The following is a 16,854-nucleotide window of genomic DNA, read 5'->3' as shown; positions in this document are numbered from 1 at the left end:
CTCACGAAAGCCGCTCCACCGCGCCGCCCGCGACGCGCCAGACCGCTGCCTCTTCCAGAATGCCCTCAAACGGCACGCGTTCGGTGCCGGTGAGCCAGACCTGCGTGCCGCTGCCTCTCAATCGGTCAAACAGGGCATCGCGCCGCACGGGATCGAGATGCGCTGCCACTTCGTCGAGCAAAAGCAGGCTGGGCCGCCCGCGCGCGGCCAATGCCGCATGGGCGAGGGTGATGGCGATCAGCATCGCCTTTTGCTCGCCGGTCGAGCATTCGGCGGCGGGCATGGATTTCGCGTCCATCACCACCTGCAATTCATCGCGGTGCGGGCCGATGAGTGTGCGCTGCGCCGCGCGTTCACGCGTACGGTTGTCGGCGAATTGCTGGCGCAACTCGCCTTCTTCCAGCGCGCCGCCGGGGATATAGGTGAGGGCAGGCCGCGCGAAGGGCTGCGGCGGCAGGGCCTGCAATTCTTCCATCAGCGTGCCCACCAGCCGCGCGCGTCCTTGCGCTAGCCCTGCGCCTTCTGCCGCGAGTTGCGCCTCTATCGAGTCCAGCCATGCAGGATCGGGGGCGTACTCCGCCGAGAGCAGCTTGTTGCGTTCGCGCAAAGCTGCTTCGTAGCGGCTGGCATAGCGCGCGTGACCTGGCTCCAGCGCCACCGCCAGCCGGTCAAGATAGCGCCGCCGCGTGCCCGCGCTGTCCATAAACAGGCGGTCCATTGCAGGCGTGAGCCAGCCAAGGCCAAGCCATTCGCCAAGGCTGATCGCAGTCGCCTCCGCGCCATTGACCTGCACGATCCGCCTGCCGGGTCGCGCCGCCTGCATTCCGGTGCCGAGCCTGACCGGCTCCCCGCCATCGCCGGTATCGAGCTGGCAACTGGCCGCGAATGCGCCGTCACCCCCCACTCCCGCCATATCGGCCAGCGCCGCGCGCCGCATTCCGCGCCCGGGAGCAAAGAGCGAGAGCGCTTCCAGCACATTGGTCTTCCCCGCGCCGTTTTCGCCCACCAGCAAATTGATCGCCCGCGTGCCTTCAAGCCGGGTTTCGGCGTGGTTGCGGAAGCGGGAAAGGGTGATGCGGTCGAGCGCCATAGGTCGGATCGTCCCTATTCCAGCGCGGGAGCCCGTTCCACCTGAAATTCAATTCCCAAATGTTGGGATTAATTCCCGATGAATAGGGAGTAACAGAATGTAAACTGTCTACGCGATGAACGGGAATGGCAGAATTCTGCGGTTTTTCCAGTTTGGCACGCGCTCTGCAAAGTAGTCGGCATGGGACGATACAGACCAACAGTCTCTCAGAATAGGAAATAGACCATGAGCAACTCGAACGACATTCTCGGCAAAATCGGCGCCGCACTTGGCGCGGTTGTCATCTCGGCCACGCTGTTCATCAGCAGCTTTGCCAACCCCGGTTCGCCCAGCGTGCTGATGCTGATCGCGTAACTACACACCAACGACCCCATCCAACAGGAGCTTTTTGACATGACCAACACCAACGACTTCACCGCCCGCGTTTTCGCAGTCCTCGGCGCCTTCGCCATGACCGCAACGCTCTTTGTCAGCAGCTTCGCCACCCCCGGCACGCTCGTCTGATCCAACCAAGACTACTGAACAAGGAAACAGAACAATGACCATGACCAACGACATTTCTGCCCGCGTTTTCGCTGCTCTTGGCGCACTCGCGATCACCGCAACGCTTCTCGTCAGCAGCTTCGCCACCCCTGGCACGCTGGTCTGACCCGACCGAAACAAAGGAACAACGATAATGACCCAGACGTATTCTAACCGCATCGCTGCCATTTTCGGCGCCATGGCCTTGACCGCCACGCTGTTTGTCAGCAGCTTTGCCAACCCCACCGCAACCACGATTTCACAGGTGCTGATGTGAGCAATATCCAGAATTCGAACGGCAACCGCCCTGCAGGCTTCCGCCTCGACAGGGGAAATGCGAAAATCGCCGGCGTGTGCGGCGGGCTTGCCAACTATTTCAATGTCGATCCGCTGATCGTGCGCATCGTCTTCGCCATCGGTGCGGTTGCCGGTGTCGGCAGCTTCATCCTGATCTACTTGCTGATCTGGTTGCTGGCCAACTGAGCTTACGCGCTCAACGGCCAGCGCCACCTCTGCCAAATGGCGAGAAATCGGTGTCGGTATCGAACACCTCCACGCCTTCGCGGCGTTTCAGGAAACCGACCACCTGATAGGTAACCGGGGTGAGGAGCGCTTCCCACCCCGTCTTGATGAGCCACTGGACAGCACGACCTGCCACAATTGCTCAATCGGCCATCCTGCCAGCCCGTAAAAGGCCAGCGGATAGAAGATCAGGCTGTCAATGCCCTGGCCCACGAAGGTTGAACCGATTGTGCGGCTCCACAGCATCTTTCCCTTCGTCCAGACTTTCATCTTGGCCATGACGATGGAATTGGCAAATTCCCCCGCCCAGAAAGCGACAATGCTGGCAAGCACGATGCGCCAGCTGTTCCCGAACACGAATTCATAGGATTCCTGCCCCGGCCAGCCCTCGGCAGGCGGCAGCGCGACGACGACCCATGCCATAAACGCCATGAAGATAAGCGCGGCAAACCCCGTCCAGATCACGCGGCGCGCATTGGCGTAGCCATATACTTCGGTCAGCACGTCGCCGATGATGTAGCTGATCGGAAAGAACAAAACCCCCGCGCCGAACGCCCACTGCGTGCCGTTAGGCAGCGTGACGTAACTCGGCTTGGCCGCCCCGATGATATTGCTGAGCAGCAAGATCGCGACGAAGGCCGCCATGACATAGGGGAAATAGCGGAAGGACGCGGCCCGCAGCGCGTCGCCTTCGAGTTTTTGGGGATGATCGCTCATTTGCGCGGTGTATCTCCATTTGCGCGGACAGCAAACATCGCTATTCGCACGTGGAGCGCGCGCCCGTAGCTCATCTGGATAGAGCGCGAGACTTCTAATCTTGAGGCAGCAGGTTCGAGTCCTGCCGGGCGCGCCATTCTTTGCTGTTGCAAAGAATGGCTTGTTTGCTTTTCGATTGCGCATCCGCGCAATCGTCCTCGATGCTGTTCGCTCCGCCGGGACTTCGTTCCGGCTGCGCGGCATCTGCGGTCGGGCGGTCGCCCTCGGGCCTTCGGCAGTCCCTTTCAACCTCGTCATTGCGAGGAGCCGTTAGGCGACGCGGCAATCCAGTCCGGCGTTGAAACTGGATTGCTTCGCCTGCGGCTCGCAATGACGGGTTAGCCGGGTGAATGTCGAACTTTTTTACACCGCGATACCCCGTTAACTTTTCGCCAACCATCGTCTCCCGCAGGAATCTGCCAATGCGCGAAACTGGCACGGGGTGTGCAAAGTAAAATGCGATACCCAAGTCTTCGATAGAGGCGGGACTGCTTTGGTTTACCCGACCAGTCTCCCGGTCCCGCCTCCCCGACTTTCCCTCTACAAAAACTCAGCGTCTGCCCGCCCAAGGCTCGTCCGTGGCATCCTTCCGCATTGCGCCCGCATAAGGCACGCATAACGCATAGGCGTCGCGCGGTTCGGCGGTGAGGTAGCTGTGCCAGTCAGCGGGCGCGAGGATCACCGGCATCCGGTCGTGCACGCCGCGCACCGTCGCATTCGCTTGCGTCATCAGCATCGTATAGGCGCGGCCCCATTCGGTGGTATCGCGCCAGAAACCGGCGATGGCGAACAACTCCGCATCCGCTGGCGAGAACCATGTGCGCGTCTTGCCGCCGGTCGGCCCTTCGGCTTCGGCAAAAGCGCTGACGGGGATCAGGCAGCGGCGTGCTTCGAAGCTCGGCTTCCAGAAGCTGCTGCCCAGCTTGTCGGTGCGCGCATTGTTGACCGGCTTGGGCTTGAGCGGCTGACCCTTCGCGCCCTTGCGCTGGAGCGGGAAGCCCCAGACCATCGGTTGCAGCGTGTCCTCTGCCAGCACCATGCCGGGATAGCCGGGATAGAGCATTTCGGGCGCGTTCCCGCCGGGTGAGACGCGCATGTCCTGCGCGATGTCGGAGAAAAATTGTGCAACCTCGTCCGCCGATTTGGACATTTTGTAGAGGTTGCACATGGGCGTTTCCTACTCCGGCAGATCGCGCGCCGCCTCCGGCAATCCGGTTGGCGCGCCCAGCGTTCCAGCTTCTATCGGCCAAAGCACCTCGCCTGTCACCACGCCCAGTTCCATAGGCACGAGGGTCGAGAGGAAAATGTGCACAGGCGAAGGCGCGGCGCCCGAATGTTCGGTAACATGGATCATGAATTCCAAGCCCGGCGTCTCTTGCGTCCACGTCACCACTTCACACGTATCGGTGAGCAGTTCCGGATCGCCGCTGATGCCGAATTCGTCGAACGACACGCGCCAATGCTTGCCCAGCGGCACCGCGCCATCCTCGATCGGGCCGTTGAGGACATAGGCATCGAAGCTCGCATCCTCGCGCGGGGGCAGGACGATGGTGGAAAGGTTGACCGATCCGTTCGATCCCTCGTCCACGCACAATGCCGCGCTCGTCGCCAGCACCGCGCGCGGGGCGAAACTGCGCGCCTGCGCCATCGCGGAGGCCACGCCGTCCAACAGCGGGGCATCGCCTGACAAGTGGATCACTTCGGAAATGATCGCGCCGCCCACGATCTCGTACTCGGCGAGCGCGACATAGTCGGCATCCGGCCCGTCGCCGCGCCGGCCCACGATAATGGCAAGCCACTCGCCATCCTGCGCACCGGGCAGCGCTATCGCGCCTTGATAGCTTGAGCCGATATTGCCTGAGACCATGCCGGAAAACTGCCGCTGCGCAATCGCGGTGGCCTGCTGGACCGCGAGCATCTCGTCAGCGGTGCGCTGCGCGGCCTCCCCGGCGGAAAAGTCCTGCGCCGCGAGTGTGGTGGGGGCGACAAAAAGGGCCGCAAGGGTGAGAGCGTGTTTGAGCATTAAAATCCCGTTTCAGCCCCAAGGTCCCGACTGTCCTGAGCCTGTCGAAGGACTGCTTTTCTTCTGAGTATGTGCCCACTCCAAAAAGGAAGGACAGCCCTTCGACACCCGCCTACGCGGGCGCAGGCAAGCTCAGGGCAACCGGGATTTAGGGAAGGGGAGATTGCTCAAACATGAGCAGCCTTATCAACCCTCAGCCTTAGCAACCTGCTTTTCGGTCATCAGCGTCTGCAACTCGCCCGCTTCGAACATTTCCATCATGATGTCGCTGCCGCCGACGAATTCGCCTTTGACATATAGTTGCGGGATGGTCGGCCAGTCGGAGAAGGCCTTGATGCCCTGGCGGATTTCCATGTCCTGCAGCACGTCGACGCTTTCGAACGCGACATTGCAGTGGTCGAGAATCGCCACGGCGCGGTTGGAGAAGCCGCATTGCGGGAAAAGCGGCGTGCCTTTCATGAAAAGCACAACATCATTCTCGCCAACGATCTTGGCGATGCGGTCATTCGTTTCGGTGTTTAGATCGGTCACGTGTCCCACCCGGTTTGTCTGTCGTTACCCGTCAGTTGGGAACGCTGGTGTGCAGTTGCAAGGCGTGCAGCTCGCCGCCCATACGCCCGCCGAGTGCGGCGAAGACCATCTTGTGCTGCTGCACGCGGCTTTTGCCCGCGAACTCGGACGAGGTGACGCGGGCGAGCCAGTGGTCGTTATCATTGGCGAGCGCTTCCATCTCGACCGTCGCATCGGGGATGGCGGCCTTGATCAGCGCCGCGATGTCTTCGGCGGGCATGGGCATGGGCTTAGCCTTGCGCCATGAACTGGCGCTTGGCCTCGATCATCATTTCCTCAAGCTTGGCGCGCACCGTCGCTTCGTCAATATCGGTGCCGGCCTGGGTCAGATCGCCCAGCACCTTGCGGATGACATCTTCGTCGCCCGCTTCCTCGAAATCCGCCTGCACGACGGCCTTCTTATAGGCTTCGGTTTCTTCGGGCGTGAGGCTCATCAAACCAGCGGCCCATTCACCCAGCAGCCGATTGCGCCGCGCGGCGATCTTGAACGCGGTTTCTTCGTCCATCGCATATTTGGCTTCTTCGGCGCGTTCGCGGTCTTTGAAATCGGTCATTTGTTAGTCATCCCTTTGAAAATCCGCTCATCCTGAGCCTGTCGAAGGATCGCTTTTCCTTTTGGCGTGGTACCACAAGTGAAGGACGATGCTTCGACAAGCTCAGCATGAGCGGGATAAGACCTGTGAGCCTAGCCCGCAACACCTGTTCCGCGCGCGAGCCACGGGCGGTGCTGCGCTTGCTTCGCCTCATAGGCGGCAATTGCATCGCCGCGTTCCAGCGTCAGCCCGACTTCGTCGAGCCCTTCGAGCAGGCAATGCTTCCGGAACGAATCGATTTCGAACGCGAAACGGTCCTGGAACGGCGTGGTAACGCTCTGCGCTTCCAGATCGATGCTGATCGGATCGGTCGCGGCGACTTCGAGCAGGCGGTCCACCGCCTCTTGCGGCAAGGCGACGGTCAGGATGCCGTTCTTGAACGCATTGCCTGCGAAAATGTCCGAGAAACTCGGCGCAATAACCGCGCGCACGCCCATATCGAGCAGCGCCCATGCAGCGTGTTCGCGGCTGGAGCCGCAGCCGAAATTGTCGCCCGCAATCAGGATCGGCGCGCCCGCAAATTCGGGATTGTCGAACACATTGGCGGGATCGTCCGCACGCACCGCTTCGAACGCGCCTGCGCCTAGCCCCTCGCGGCTGATCGTCTTCAGCCAGCGCGCGGGGATGATGAGATCGGTATCGACATTCTTGCGGCCGAACGGGATCGCCCGGCCTTCCACGGCGCGCAGCTTTTCCATCAATCGGTCTCGGGCTTCTCGCCGCTGGGGATCGGCCCGGGCTGGGTCGGCTCGTTCTTTTTCTTGCGCTTGTTCACATACAGAAGCGCCGCAGCAATCGCCGCCGAACCGATAGCACCTGCCGCAGCAATGGCGGCCTTCTTGGTCTTGTCTGTCATGGAACTCAAATGCGCCTGTTTGTGCAGCGTTTCAAGATCAGCCTGTCAGCTCGCGCACATCGGTGAGCTTGCCGGTCACGGCCGCGGCGGCGGCCATTGCGGGGCTCACCAGATGCGTGCGGCTTCCCGGCCCTTGGCGGCCGACGAAGTTGCGGTTCGAGGTGGAGGCGCAGCGTTCGCCCGGCGGCACCTTGTCCGGGTTCATGCCGAGGCAGGCGGAGCAGCCCGGCTCGCGCCATTCGAGCCCCGCTTCGGTGAAGACCTTGTCGAGCCCCTCGGCCTCCGCCTGCGCTTTAACAAGGCCCGATCCCGGCACCACAATCGCCCATTTCACACCGTCCGCCTTCTTGCGTCCGCGCAGCACGTCGGCGGCGGCACGCAAATCTTCGATGCGGCTGTTGGTGCAAGAGCCGATGAAGACGTTCTGCACCTCCACCTCGCGCATCGGCGTGCCGGGGGTGAGGCCCATGTAGTCGAGGCTCTTTCTTGCGGCCTCCTGCTTGGACGGATCGGCGAAGCTCTCGGGCGAGGGGACAACCCCGCCAATGGCGACGGTGTCTTCGGGACTGGTGCCCCATGTCACGGTCGGCTCGATATCGCGGGCGAGGATCGTCACCGATTTGTCGAACTGCGCGCCCGGATCGGTGGCGAGCGTGCGCCAGTATGCGACGGCCTTGTCCCATTCCTCGCCCTGCGGTGCGAGCGGGCGGTTTTTCAGATAGGCGAAGGTCGTCTCGTCGGGCGCGATCAGGCCCGCGCGCGCGCCGCCCTCGATGCTCATATTGGCGACAGTCAGGCGGCCTTCTACGCTCATTTCCTCGAACACTTTGCCGCGATATTCGATCACATGGCCGGTGCCGCCCGCCGTGCCGATCACGCCGATAATGTGTAGGATGAGATCTTTGGGTGTCACGCCGGGACCAAGCTCACCATCGACACGGATTTCCATGGTTTTGGAGGGCTTCAGGAGCAGCGTCTGCGTCGCCAGCACGTGTTCGACTTCGCTGGTGCCGATGCCGAATGCCAGCGCGCCGATGCCGCCATGGCAGGCGGTGTGGCTGTCCCCGCACACGATGGTCGCGCCCGGCAGCGAAAAGCCTTGTTCCGGCCCGACAACATGGACAATCCCCTGCTCGCGCGCAGTGGCGTTGAAATAGCGGATGCCGAAATCAGCGACATTCTTCTCCAAAGCGGCGAGCTGCTGCGCGCTTTGCGGGTCGGCGATGGGGATGTTGACCCCGTTCGCATCCACCCGCGCGGTGGTCGGCACATTATGATCGGGCACGGCGAGCGTGAGGTCGGGGCGGCGCACTTTGCGTCCGGCGATGCGCAGCGCCTCGAACGCCTGCGGGCTGGTGACTTCGTGCACCAGATGCCGGTCAATAAACACCAGACAGGTGCCATCATCGCGCCGTTCGACAACGTGCGCGTTCCAGATCTTTTCGTAAAGCGTGAGCGGTTTGCTGGCCATCGGGTCGAGCTAGGCTTCTCGTTCCGTACTGACAAGGGCGATTTGACGCACAATTGTTGCGAATTTGATGCACCGCAAAAATTCGCTGGTTTGCGCGTGGGACTGTCTTGGAATTTTAGGATTTAGTGCCTAGTTTACACCTATGTCAGCGAAACCTTTTTCCATTCCGATCCGCATCGTTCCCGAAGATATCGACTTCATGGGCCACGTGAACAATTCGCGCTACCTCAACTGGGTGCAGGATGTGGTGCTGGCGCATTGGCAGAAGCTGGCTCCGGCAGAGGAAGTGGCGAGCAAGGCCTGGGTCGCGCTGAAGCACGAAATGACTTTCCGCCGCCCGGCCTTCCTCAATGACGAAGTGATCGCCGAAACCGTGCTGGAGAAGATCGCCGGTGCGCGCAGCTTTTACAACACCGTCATCAAGCGCGGCGAGGACGTGATCGTCGAAGTGCAATCCATGTGGTGCTGCCTCGACAGCGAAACGCTGCGCCCCGCGCGCATCGACCGCGACGTGGCGGAAACGCATTTCGGCCTGCCCAAAGCGCAGAAGCGGTTTACCGGCGACTAACGTCGGCCTTTGCGCTGCCGCGCTCCCGCTATTATAAGGCACGGCATGAGCATTCTCGTTCCCCTGCTGATCGTCATTGTGACCATTCTGGCCATGGAAGTGGTCGCCTGGTCGAGCCACAAATATATCATGCATGGCTGGGGCTGGGGATGGCACCGCGACCATCACGAGCCGCATGATAACCTCCTCGAAAAGAACGACCTATACGGCGTTGTCGGCGCGATCATGAGCATTTCCTGCTTCATGTGGGGCTGGCCGGTGGTGATGGGCGAATATGCCTGGCCCAACGCCACGTGGATCGGCGTCGGCATTCTTGGATACGGCATCATCTACACGTTGATCCATGACGGGCTGGTGCACCAGCGTTACTTCAAATGGGTGCCCAAGAAGGGTTATGCCAAGCGGCTGGTGCAGGCGCACAAGCTGCACCATGCAACAATTGGTAAGGAAGGCGGTGTAAGCTTCGGCTTCCTGTTCGCGCGCGATCCGGCCAAGCTCAAGGCAGAGCTGCGCCGCCAGCGTGAAGAGGGTATCGCTGTGGTGAGGGACAGCGCAGGCGCTTGAGGGAGCAGGGCCGGTGGCCGAGCAGATCGACATTCGCGGACTGTGGGAAGGCGCGTTCCAATACACATCTTCCGCCGATGCGGGCGACTTCCCGTTCAAGGCCAAGATCATCCAGAAGGACGGGGCAATCTCCGGCCTGATCATGGAAGACAATGTCGCGCATGGCGGCACGGTGAAGGCCGAGATCGAGGGCACGCTGTCCGGCCAGTCGCTACGCTTCACCAAGAGTTATCTGCACGCAAGCGATCACTACAAGAACGTGGTCGAGTATTCCGGCACGATCAATGCCGATGGCAGCGAGATCTCGGGCACGTGGAAGCTGCCGCATGATGGCGGCACTTTTGTTATGGTGCGCAAGGGGTAGCGGCGGTCAGTCCGGCGTTTCGTCGAGCAATTGGCGCTTGGCGAGCCGCAGGCCACCCCAGATCACCAGCACTGTCGGCACCACGAGGATCGCTAGGGTTGTCTTCACATCGACACCGGGAATCCCCTCCAGCCCCCATTTGACAAGGCCGAGCAGGTAGTAGCTGACCGCGACCACCGAAAGACCCTCGACCAGCTGTTGCAAGCGCAGTTGCAGGCGGCTGGAGCGGTCCATGCTGCGCATCAGCTCAGCATTCTGGTTCTCGATCCGCGTGTCGATCCGCGCGCGCAGCAGGCTCCCCAAACGGTCGGCGCGCTCGGATAATTGCTCTTCGCGCACCACCAGCGCCTCGCAAAAGCGCACGGCGGGCTGGAAGCGGCGTTTGGTGAAAGTGTTGAGCGAAGCGTAGCCTTCGATCGCTTCCACCTGCAACTCCTCCAGCCGCTCCTGCACCAGCTGGGCATAGGCACGGGTCGCGCTCATACGATAGCCGGTGAGCGTGGCGACGGTGGTGAGTTCGAGTGAGAGCGCCGAAAGCTCCTCCATCAGATCATCATCACGGCCGTGATTGGCGCAGAGCTTGTCTGCCAGCTTGGCAAGATCATCTTCGATCGCATCGAGGCGCGGCCAGTTCGCTTGCGCTTCGGGCAGGCCAAGCAGCGCCTTGTTGCGGTAATTGCCGAGGTCTTGCAGCCGCTGCACGGTGCGGGTGAAATCCTGCGCGTCCATGCCGTTGCTGGCGACCAAAATATGCCCGAACCCGTCCCCTTGCAGGCGGAAATCGGCCCAAAGCCGTGCTTTCCCGCCGATCATACAGGAGACGGTTTCTTCGGGCTTGAAATTCATCTTGGGGAGGCGGCGCTTGGCCGCGCGTTCATCCTTCACCAGCGTCACATTGGTGGCGCGCACGATGCGGCCGGGCAGCCACTGCGCCCAGTCCACGGCCGCGCTGACATCGGGATCGGTGCCGGCGGCAAAGATCGTCAGGCTGCTGCCTTCGCTATGGCGTTCCCATGCTATGTGGACGCCTTCGGAAAACAGCCCCGAGCGGTGCGAGGCGTTCGGATTGTCGGTGGGGGCGGGCAGCACCTTGTCGAGATACTCGATCTCGGCATCGCGCTCTTCCTTGTCGACCACCAGCACCCATTGCAGGATTTTGCCCGGCACCTGCAAGGGCGGCCAGCGGCGCAGGTGCATTTCCGATACAACCCGCCGTCTCAATTCGTGTTCGCGCATCTGTGTCCCCGTTGCCAAAAAGCAAGGTCCGGACCACCCCGCTGTCAAACGCTAACCCACGATACGCAGATTTGTGCCCGTTTGCCTATCCGGCAGCGATCCGCGCCGCGTGTTCTTGCACCAACGCGATCATATTGGGCACACCCTGTGTGCGGTTCGAGCTCAATTGCGCGGTAAGGTTGAAGCGCGCAAGCGCGCCTGTGATGTCCATTGCCGCGACCTCTGCGGCGGGCTTGTCCTGCACCGCGGATACGACCAGCGCGACAATGCCCTTGGTAATCGCCGCATTGCTGTCGGCAAGGAAATGCAGCGTATCGCCTTCATGCGTGGGGTAGACCCACACCTGGGCAGAACAACCGCGCACCAGCGTTGCGTCGGTCTTCAGCGCGTCGGGCATAGGGTCCAGCTCGCGGCCCAGCTCGATCAGCAGGCGATAGCGTTCATCGCCTTCGAGAAAGTCATATTCTTCGTAAATGTCATCGAGTGTTCGCATGGCGCGGGACATAGGAGGGGAGCGCGCTCCCCTCAAGCCTAGAACAGTTTGCGGAATTCGAGCTCAAAACTGCGGCCTCGCGGATCGAGCAGGAAGGGCTGGAAGCGCAGCGGCGTGTCGCCATTGCTGTCCACCACGCGCTGGCGGCTGTTGAACACGTTCTCGATATCGAAGCCGACGCGGACATTGCGCAGGAAGGGCACCGCTTCCACCCAAGAATCGCGCTGGCCGAGATCGAAGAAGGTGCGGATGTCCAAAGTGGCGAAATCGTCGAAGAACAGATCGGTGCTGCCGGGCAGGCCAGAGCCGCTGATTTCGGATGAACCGGTGTAATTGGCGAGAAGGAACAGGCCCATCCCGTCATAGAACAGACCGCTGCGCCACTGTGCCGAATGGCGCGGCTGGCCGCCGCCCGAAAGCGCATCGCCATCGAGCAGGTCGAGCCGCGGCAGGCCGGGCGCGATCAGCACGGTGTTGTCGATTTCATAGGTGTAATTGAGATTGGCGAACCAGCGCGCAACGGGCGGACCGTCATTGTTGCCACCGAAGGGGAAGCCCCCGCCGCGACCACGGCCACCGCCGCCACCACCGCGCGGGCCACCGCCGCCACCGGGCCGTCCGGCTCCTGGCCCGCCATTAGGGCCTGCACCAGCGCGCGCGGGTGGCCCGTCACCGCTGCAGATAAATCCGCGCGCCATATTGATGCGGTCGAGGCTTACGCGGCCGTCATCGCCAACCAGCCTTTGCAGCATTTGCGGCGGAATGTTGATCGGATTGCCTTCCTCGTCGCGCGGCGGCTCGGTGCCGTTTTGCTGCGCTTCGAGGACAGAATTGAACAATGTGACCAGATCGGCGGGCTCTGCCTCACAGAAACGCGCGCGCATCGCGGCGAATTGCTCGGCATTGGGGCGTCCGGCGCCCGGAGGGCCGCCTTCGCCGCCGCCGCCGGGACGTCCGCCGCCTGCGCCTGCAGGCGGGCCACCGCCGCCACCGCCCCGCGCCTCGTCCCCGCCGCCGCCGAACTGGCCGCCCATGTTGAGGCCGACGCGGATGCGCCGCACGTCCTGCTCGGCAAAATTGACGAAGCGTTCGTCGAGCAGGGTCAGCTGCCCCGCCAGATCGCGCTCCACCCGTCCGGGGAAGGCAGCCTCGATTTCGGGCGTAAGAACAGGGAAGCCGCCGCTTACATTGCGCGAGGAATTGTCGAAATACTGGATTTGCAGACTGCCGCGCTCAAGGAAAGGCAGTTGCCAGTTGATGCCGAACAGCCAGTCGGATTGTTCCTGCACCAGCAGGTTGGGATTGCCGCCGGTGATAACCGTGGCGAGCACGGTCTCGTTATTGGTGAAATCGAACACCGGCACGTTGGGCGTCGAGATATTGGGCGCGCCAAGCTCTGTGAGCGATGGCGAGGTTTCGCGCGACAGATAGGTGGCCGACAGGGTGATATCGCCGAAAATGCCCCAGCTCACCCCGGCAGACCAGTCGGTGAGTGTGCCGAAATCGGATTGTTCGTAGATATTGCCGTTCAGATTGAGCGCGATATCGCCCAAAGCTCCGCCAAAATCTTCATCGCGGCTGGTGATCGGAATACCCAGATTGACCCCCGCCTGGAAGCGGCTGCGGTCAAGGTCGATATCGAAGCTGGGATCGCGCGTGTCGGTGCTGTCGATGCCATTGCCGCGATAGCCCGCGACCAGTGTCATCGAAACATCGCCGCCCGGAATATACAGCGGATTGCCGCGCGCGGTGGCGAGCGCGTTGATCGTGTAGGTCTGGCTGTCCGCTTGGTCGAAACCGGCGTCGGGGAACATCCCCAGATCGGCGTCCAGAGCAAGCGTGCCTGCCGCCGCTGCGCTCACCAGAGCCGCCGTGTCAATCCGCGCCTGCGTTTCGGTTCGCGCCTCGGTCAACGTGGCATCGACCGTGCCCGTGACTTGCCAATCGCCCAGATTGGTGTTGAGCGTGGCGGCGGTGGAATAGCTATCGCTGGTGCGGTCGACTGCCAACGGGTCAATCGCGTTGAAGCTGCGCCGCACGCTATTGCCCGAGGGATCGGTCAACACCACGCTGTCGAGCCCTTGCAGGCGGCGGCTGTTATCGCGTTCATATGTGGCGTTCAGGCTAAGCGTCGTTCCCGTATCCGAGATCGCGTTGTTCCAGTTTACCGTCGCTTCCAGCCCGCTCGAATCGCCCACAAGGCTGCGGAAGGCCGCGGGATCGGGATCGGTGGGGATGGTCGCCACACCGCCATCGGCCTGAATGACGCCGCGCTCCGCCTCGGTCAGCAGGCTGGAGTTTTCCCATTCCAAATTGATGTTGAGCCGCGCCGTTCCATCGATGCGCAGATAGGTGCCTTGCACTTCCTGGCTGGAAAATCCGCCGTCGAAGGGCTGGCTGTATTCCCCCTCGATTTCATAGCTTTGGTAATTGTCCTTAAGGATGATGTTTACGACGCGCTGGTCAGCCGAATAGCCGAAGCGCTGGGCAACTTCCTCGGTAAACACCTCGAACCGCTCGATCGCTTCGGGGGGATAGCTGGCAAGCTCGCGGAAAGAGCCAACGCGGATGCCGTTCACCAGGATCACCGGCTGCCCGCCGCCACCGCCGCGCCCGCGGCCGCTGGTGATTTCGGGCCCGAGTTGCTGGAGCAGTTCGGCAATCGATCCGACGCCGTAGGCGGCAATATCGTCTTCGTTCAGCTCCAGAATGGGCGGTTGCGGAGCGTCCACCCGGCCGATCAGCCGCGCGCCATTGACGATGATCGTGTTCATATCATCTTCCGACAAGGCCGGGTCCGGCCCCTCAGGCGTCGTCGGTTCCTGCCCCTGCGCAAGCGCAGTCGTTGCTACCAGCGGTTGGAAGACCAGCGCTGCGGCAATCGCCGCAAGGCTGCAATAGGTGTGTGATCGCACAGCTTGTCCTTGAAAAATACTGGGTCGCGGCCCGTGTTCACAGACCGCCCATTGCCGCCTAACGCACGAGACCGCAATCGGCTCCAATGTATCAAACGGTCGCAAGGATGTTGCGGCATTTGCGCAACAGGCAGCCTGCTCCAGGGGGCAATGAACGGGCGCTCTTCCCTTTTGCCAACCACGCGGCTATGCGCCCCCAACGCTTTTGAAACCAAACCGCAAAGGACTTTGTCACTGAATGGCTAAAGAAGAACTCCTCGAAATGCGCGGCAAGGTGGTGGAGCTGCTGCCCAACGCGATGTTCCGGGTAGAGCTCGAAAACGGCCATGAAGTGCTGGGCCACACCGCCGGACGCATGCGCAAGAACCGTATCCGCGTACTCGTGGGCGATGAGGTATTGTGCGAGCTGACGCCGTATGATCTTACCAAGGCGCGCATCACTTACCGCTTTATGCCGGGACGCAGCGGGCCTCCGGGCTACAACCCGTCCTAAGCGACCGGGCATGAGCGCGCCCGTTCCCAAACTGATCCTAGCTTCTGCCAGCCCGCGCCGGCGCGAATTGCTCGCGCGGCTGGGGGTGGAGCCGGACGCGATTGCTCCTGCCGATATCGACGAGACGCCGCAGAAGGCCGAGCTTCCGCGCGCCTATGCCCAGCGCATGGCGCGCGAGAAGGCGGCGGCGGTGGCGGGCGAGGGCGCATTCGTGCTGGCGGGTGATACGGTGGTGGCCTGCGGTCGGCGCATCCTTCCCAAGGCGGAGGATGAGGCGACCGCGCGCAAATGCCTCGAGCTGCTCTCCGGCAGGCGGCACCGCGTTTTGTCCGCGATAGCGCTCGCCGCACCCGATGGCTCGGTGCGCGAGCGGCTTTCCGAAACGCAGCTGAAGTTTAAGCGCCTCTCGGCGCAAGAGATCGACGCTTACATCGCCAGCGGCGAGTGGCACGGCAAGGCTGGCGGATATGCAATCCAGGGCATGGCGGAGGCGCTGATCCCGTGGATACAGGGCAGCCATTCGGGCGTGGTCGGCCTGCCGCTTTACGAGACGAGGGCGCTGCTGAAGGCGGCGGGTTTCGCGCTTGCCTGAGTGGCTGGTCGAACAGGGGATAGGCGAGGATCGTGCCATTCGGCTTGATGGCTCGATTATCTCCCATGCGATTCTGGACTGGCACAATGATTTGCGGGTCGGCCAAGTCGCTGAAGCGAAGCTGGTTTCGCGTAGAGCGGGGTCGCCGCGCGGCGTTGCGCGCTTTGCCAATCAACAAACGGCGGTGGTCGACCAACTGCCAGCGAGTGCGTCCGAAGGTGCCATGATCCGGCTAGAAGTCACGCGCGCTGCTCTTATTGAGGCGCGCCGTTCGAAACCGGCGCAGGCGCGCCCGACCGCAAAGCCGCTGGCTCCGGGGCTTGGACTGGCGGAGAACCTACGAGAACGTGGCGAGCACGTGAAAATTGTCCGGAGCTTTCCCGAATGCGACTGGGATGACCTGCTCGAAGAAGCAATGGATCGCCGCGTCGCATTTACTGGGGGCGCACTGTATTTCAGCCTGACACCGGCAATGACACTCATCGATGTGGATAGCGATTTCCCGCCTGCGCGCGGCGCAATGGCGGCGGTAGAGCCAATCGCCCGCTCGCTGAAGCGCTTTGCACTTGGCGGCTCGATCGGCATCGATTTTCCCACTCTCTCAAGCAAGGCAGAGCGCAAAGCAGTTGATGAGGCTCTGGACGAAGCGCTTGCCGATTGGCCGCACGAACGCACGGCAATGAACGGCTTCGGTTTCGTCCAGATTGTCGCCCGGCTGGAACGCCAGTCGATCCCGCATCTGCTGAGTTTCCGTGAAGGGCGAGCTGACCTGTACCGGCTTCTCCGTCAGGCAGAACAGCTGGAAGGTGCAGGCGTTATCGAGCTCCGCGGGGATTCAGCAATGTTCGATGTGTGCCTAGATCCCGAATTGATCGTTACGCTTCGCCAGCGCACAGGGCGGGAAGTGCGCGTTGTCGGCGATGACTCACTTGCATCAAGCAGGCCCCACGCCCAACTCGTCCCTCTATGACCAGCAAACTCTGCCCCATCTGCAAAAAGCCCCGCAGCGAGGAGTCCTCACCCTTTTGCTCGCAGCGTTGCCGCGACAAGGATTTGGCTGCGTGGTTCAGCGATGGCTACGCCGTGCCCGGCGATCCGGTGCCACCGGAAGACATTGCGCGCGAAGATTGACGAAAGCGCCGATTGGCTCTTGCCAAGCGCGCGGGGGTTCGCCATAGGGCCGCTTCCCTTGATGGCGAGCGACGCTTTGGCGGCTCGTATCCCGT

General features: G+C 62.2%; 22 protein-coding genes, 1 tRNA gene and 1 pseudogene. 11 read left to right on the top strand and 13 right to left on the bottom strand.

From position 1 onward, the window contains the following. Position 1: 1 nt before the first annotated feature. Positions 2–1,090 (bottom strand): DNA replication/repair protein RecF, encoded by a 1,089-nt coding sequence (recF, locus tag ACS0VV_RS10045; protein WP_483532571.1) that lies wholly within the window; start codon positions 1,088–1,090, stop codon positions 2–4. A 225-nt stretch (positions 1,091–1,315) separates the two neighbouring features. Between recF and ACS0VV_RS10040 the strand changes: the two genes are divergently transcribed. The 3 genes from ACS0VV_RS10040 to ACS0VV_RS10030 all read left to right on the top strand — a co-directional run bounded on the left by ACS0VV_RS10040 (position 1,316) and on the right by ACS0VV_RS10030 (position 2,095). After that, positions 1,316–1,444, top strand: a complete 129-nt coding sequence (locus ACS0VV_RS10040) for a hypothetical protein (protein ID WP_483532570.1) — start codon at positions 1,316–1,318, stop codon at positions 1,442–1,444. 322 nt (positions 1,445–1,766) lie between these two features. Further along, positions 1,767–1,889 (top strand): hypothetical protein, encoded by a 123-nt coding sequence (locus ACS0VV_RS10035; protein ID WP_483532569.1) that lies wholly within the window; start codon positions 1,767–1,769, stop codon positions 1,887–1,889. Continuing rightward, complete coding sequence (locus tag ACS0VV_RS10030) at positions 1,886–2,095, top strand: PspC domain-containing protein (protein WP_483532568.1); 210 nt, start codon at positions 1,886–1,888, stop codon at positions 2,093–2,095. The genes ACS0VV_RS10035 and ACS0VV_RS10030 overlap by 4 nt, the downstream gene beginning before the upstream one ends. A 10-nt stretch (positions 2,096–2,105) precedes the next feature. On the opposite strand, the pseudogene ACS0VV_RS10025 reads toward ACS0VV_RS10030, so the two are convergent. Then, positions 2,106–2,851 (bottom strand): annotated as a pseudogene (locus ACS0VV_RS10025) (queuosine precursor transporter). Between the two features lie 59 nt (positions 2,852–2,910). Between ACS0VV_RS10025 and ACS0VV_RS10020 the strand changes: the two are divergent. Further along, positions 2,911–2,987: transfer RNA gene (locus tag ACS0VV_RS10020), tRNA-Arg, on the top strand. 453 nt (positions 2,988–3,440) lie between these two features. On the opposite strand, the gene ACS0VV_RS10015 is transcribed toward ACS0VV_RS10020, so the two are convergent. The 8 genes from ACS0VV_RS10015 to leuC form a co-directional block, all read right to left on the bottom strand. Next, on the bottom strand, positions 3,441–4,058 hold the full coding sequence (locus ACS0VV_RS10015; RefSeq protein ID WP_483532567.1) for an SOS response-associated peptidase: 618 nt from the start codon (positions 4,056–4,058) through the stop codon (positions 3,441–3,443). A 9-nt stretch (positions 4,059–4,067) separates the two neighbouring features. Continuing rightward, entirely contained in the window at positions 4,068–4,913 is an 846-nt protein-coding gene (locus ACS0VV_RS10010; RefSeq protein WP_483532566.1) for a hypothetical protein, read from the bottom strand. 186 nt (positions 4,914–5,099) lie between these two features. After that, positions 5,100–5,444 carry a Grx4 family monothiol glutaredoxin gene (grxD, locus tag ACS0VV_RS10005; RefSeq protein WP_483532565.1) on the bottom strand — a complete coding sequence of 115 codons (345 nt, stop codon included), beginning with the start codon at positions 5,442–5,444 and terminating at the stop codon, positions 5,100–5,102. Between the two features lie 31 nt (positions 5,445–5,475). Next, entirely contained in the window at positions 5,476–5,709 is a 234-nt protein-coding gene (locus ACS0VV_RS10000; protein ID WP_483532564.1) for a BolA/IbaG family iron-sulfur metabolism protein, read from the bottom strand. 4 nt (positions 5,710–5,713) lie between these two features. Next, on the bottom strand, positions 5,714–6,037 hold the full coding sequence (locus ACS0VV_RS09995; RefSeq protein ID WP_483532563.1) for a DUF1476 domain-containing protein: 324 nt from the start codon (positions 6,035–6,037) through the stop codon (positions 5,714–5,716). Between the two features lie 131 nt (positions 6,038–6,168). Further along, positions 6,169–6,774, bottom strand: a complete 606-nt coding sequence (leuD, locus tag ACS0VV_RS09990) for a 3-isopropylmalate dehydratase small subunit (RefSeq protein WP_483532562.1) — start codon at positions 6,772–6,774, stop codon at positions 6,169–6,171. Beyond that, positions 6,774–6,932, bottom strand: coding sequence for an isopropylmalate isomerase (locus tag ACS0VV_RS09985; RefSeq protein WP_483532561.1), 159 nt, complete (start codon positions 6,930–6,932; stop codon positions 6,774–6,776). Before ACS0VV_RS09985 ends, leuD begins: the two co-directional genes overlap by 1 nt. Before the next feature lie 37 nt (positions 6,933–6,969). Next, the gene (leuC, locus tag ACS0VV_RS09980) at positions 6,970–8,403 is read right to left on the bottom strand and encodes a 3-isopropylmalate dehydratase large subunit (RefSeq protein WP_483532560.1); all 1,434 of its coding nucleotides are present in this window, start codon (positions 8,401–8,403) and stop codon (positions 6,970–6,972) included. A 142-nt stretch (positions 8,404–8,545) separates the two neighbouring features. On the opposite strand from leuC, the gene ACS0VV_RS09975 reads away from it, so the two are divergent. From ACS0VV_RS09975 to ACS0VV_RS09965, 3 genes are read left to right on the top strand one after another with little or no spacing between them, the layout of a single operon-like run. Further along, positions 8,546–8,971, top strand: a complete 426-nt coding sequence (locus tag ACS0VV_RS09975) for an acyl-CoA thioesterase (protein WP_483532559.1) — start codon at positions 8,546–8,548, stop codon at positions 8,969–8,971. A 45-nt stretch (positions 8,972–9,016) separates the two neighbouring features. Next, on the top strand, positions 9,017–9,535 hold the full coding sequence (locus ACS0VV_RS09970; RefSeq protein ID WP_483532558.1) for a sterol desaturase family protein: 519 nt from the start codon (positions 9,017–9,019) through the stop codon (positions 9,533–9,535). Positions 9,536–9,548: 13 nt separating this feature from the next. Continuing rightward, positions 9,549–9,899, top strand: a complete 351-nt coding sequence (locus ACS0VV_RS09965) for a hypothetical protein (RefSeq protein WP_483532557.1) — start codon at positions 9,549–9,551, stop codon at positions 9,897–9,899. A 6-nt stretch (positions 9,900–9,905) separates the two neighbouring features. On the opposite strand, the gene ACS0VV_RS09960 is transcribed toward ACS0VV_RS09965, so the two are convergent. The 3 genes from ACS0VV_RS09960 to ACS0VV_RS09950 all read right to left on the bottom strand — a co-directional run bounded on the left by ACS0VV_RS09960 (position 9,906) and on the right by ACS0VV_RS09950 (position 14,543). Continuing rightward, positions 9,906–11,135 (bottom strand): DUF3422 domain-containing protein, encoded by a 1,230-nt coding sequence (locus tag ACS0VV_RS09960; RefSeq protein WP_483532556.1) that lies wholly within the window; start codon positions 11,133–11,135, stop codon positions 9,906–9,908. Between the two features lie 85 nt (positions 11,136–11,220). After that, a complete protein-coding gene (locus ACS0VV_RS09955) occupies positions 11,221–11,628 on the bottom strand; it encodes a SufE family protein (RefSeq protein ID WP_483532555.1) in 408 nt (135 codons plus the stop codon). A gap of 38 nt (positions 11,629–11,666) precedes the next feature. Beyond that, the gene (locus ACS0VV_RS09950; protein ID WP_483532554.1) at positions 11,667–14,543 is read right to left on the bottom strand and encodes a TonB-dependent receptor; all 2,877 of its coding nucleotides are present in this window, start codon (positions 14,541–14,543) and stop codon (positions 11,667–11,669) included. A 238-nt stretch (positions 14,544–14,781) separates the two neighbouring features. On the opposite strand from ACS0VV_RS09950, the gene infA reads away from it, so the two are divergent. The 4 genes from infA to ACS0VV_RS09930 are packed head-to-tail and all read left to right on the top strand — an operon-like array spanning position 14,782 to position 16,759. Further along, the gene (gene infA / locus ACS0VV_RS09945) at positions 14,782–15,036 is read left to right on the top strand and encodes a translation initiation factor IF-1 (protein WP_274696573.1); all 255 of its coding nucleotides are present in this window, start codon (positions 14,782–14,784) and stop codon (positions 15,034–15,036) included. Positions 15,037–15,046: 10 nt separating this feature from the next. Next, positions 15,047–15,628, top strand: a complete 582-nt coding sequence (locus ACS0VV_RS09940; RefSeq protein ID WP_483532553.1) for a Maf family protein — start codon at positions 15,047–15,049, stop codon at positions 15,626–15,628. Next, a complete protein-coding gene (locus ACS0VV_RS09935; protein WP_483532552.1) occupies positions 15,621–16,598 on the top strand; it encodes a ribonuclease E/G in 978 nt (325 codons plus the stop codon). Before ACS0VV_RS09940 ends, ACS0VV_RS09935 begins: the two co-directional genes overlap by 8 nt. After that, positions 16,595–16,759, top strand: coding sequence for a DNA gyrase inhibitor YacG (locus ACS0VV_RS09930; RefSeq protein WP_483532551.1), 165 nt, complete (start codon positions 16,595–16,597; stop codon positions 16,757–16,759). The genes ACS0VV_RS09935 and ACS0VV_RS09930 overlap by 4 nt, the downstream gene beginning before the upstream one ends. Positions 16,760–16,854: the final 95 nt, after the last annotated feature.

Source organism: Aurantiacibacter sp. KMU-128 (assembly GCF_056933515.1).
This window is presented reverse-complemented; position numbering and strand designations above follow the sequence as displayed.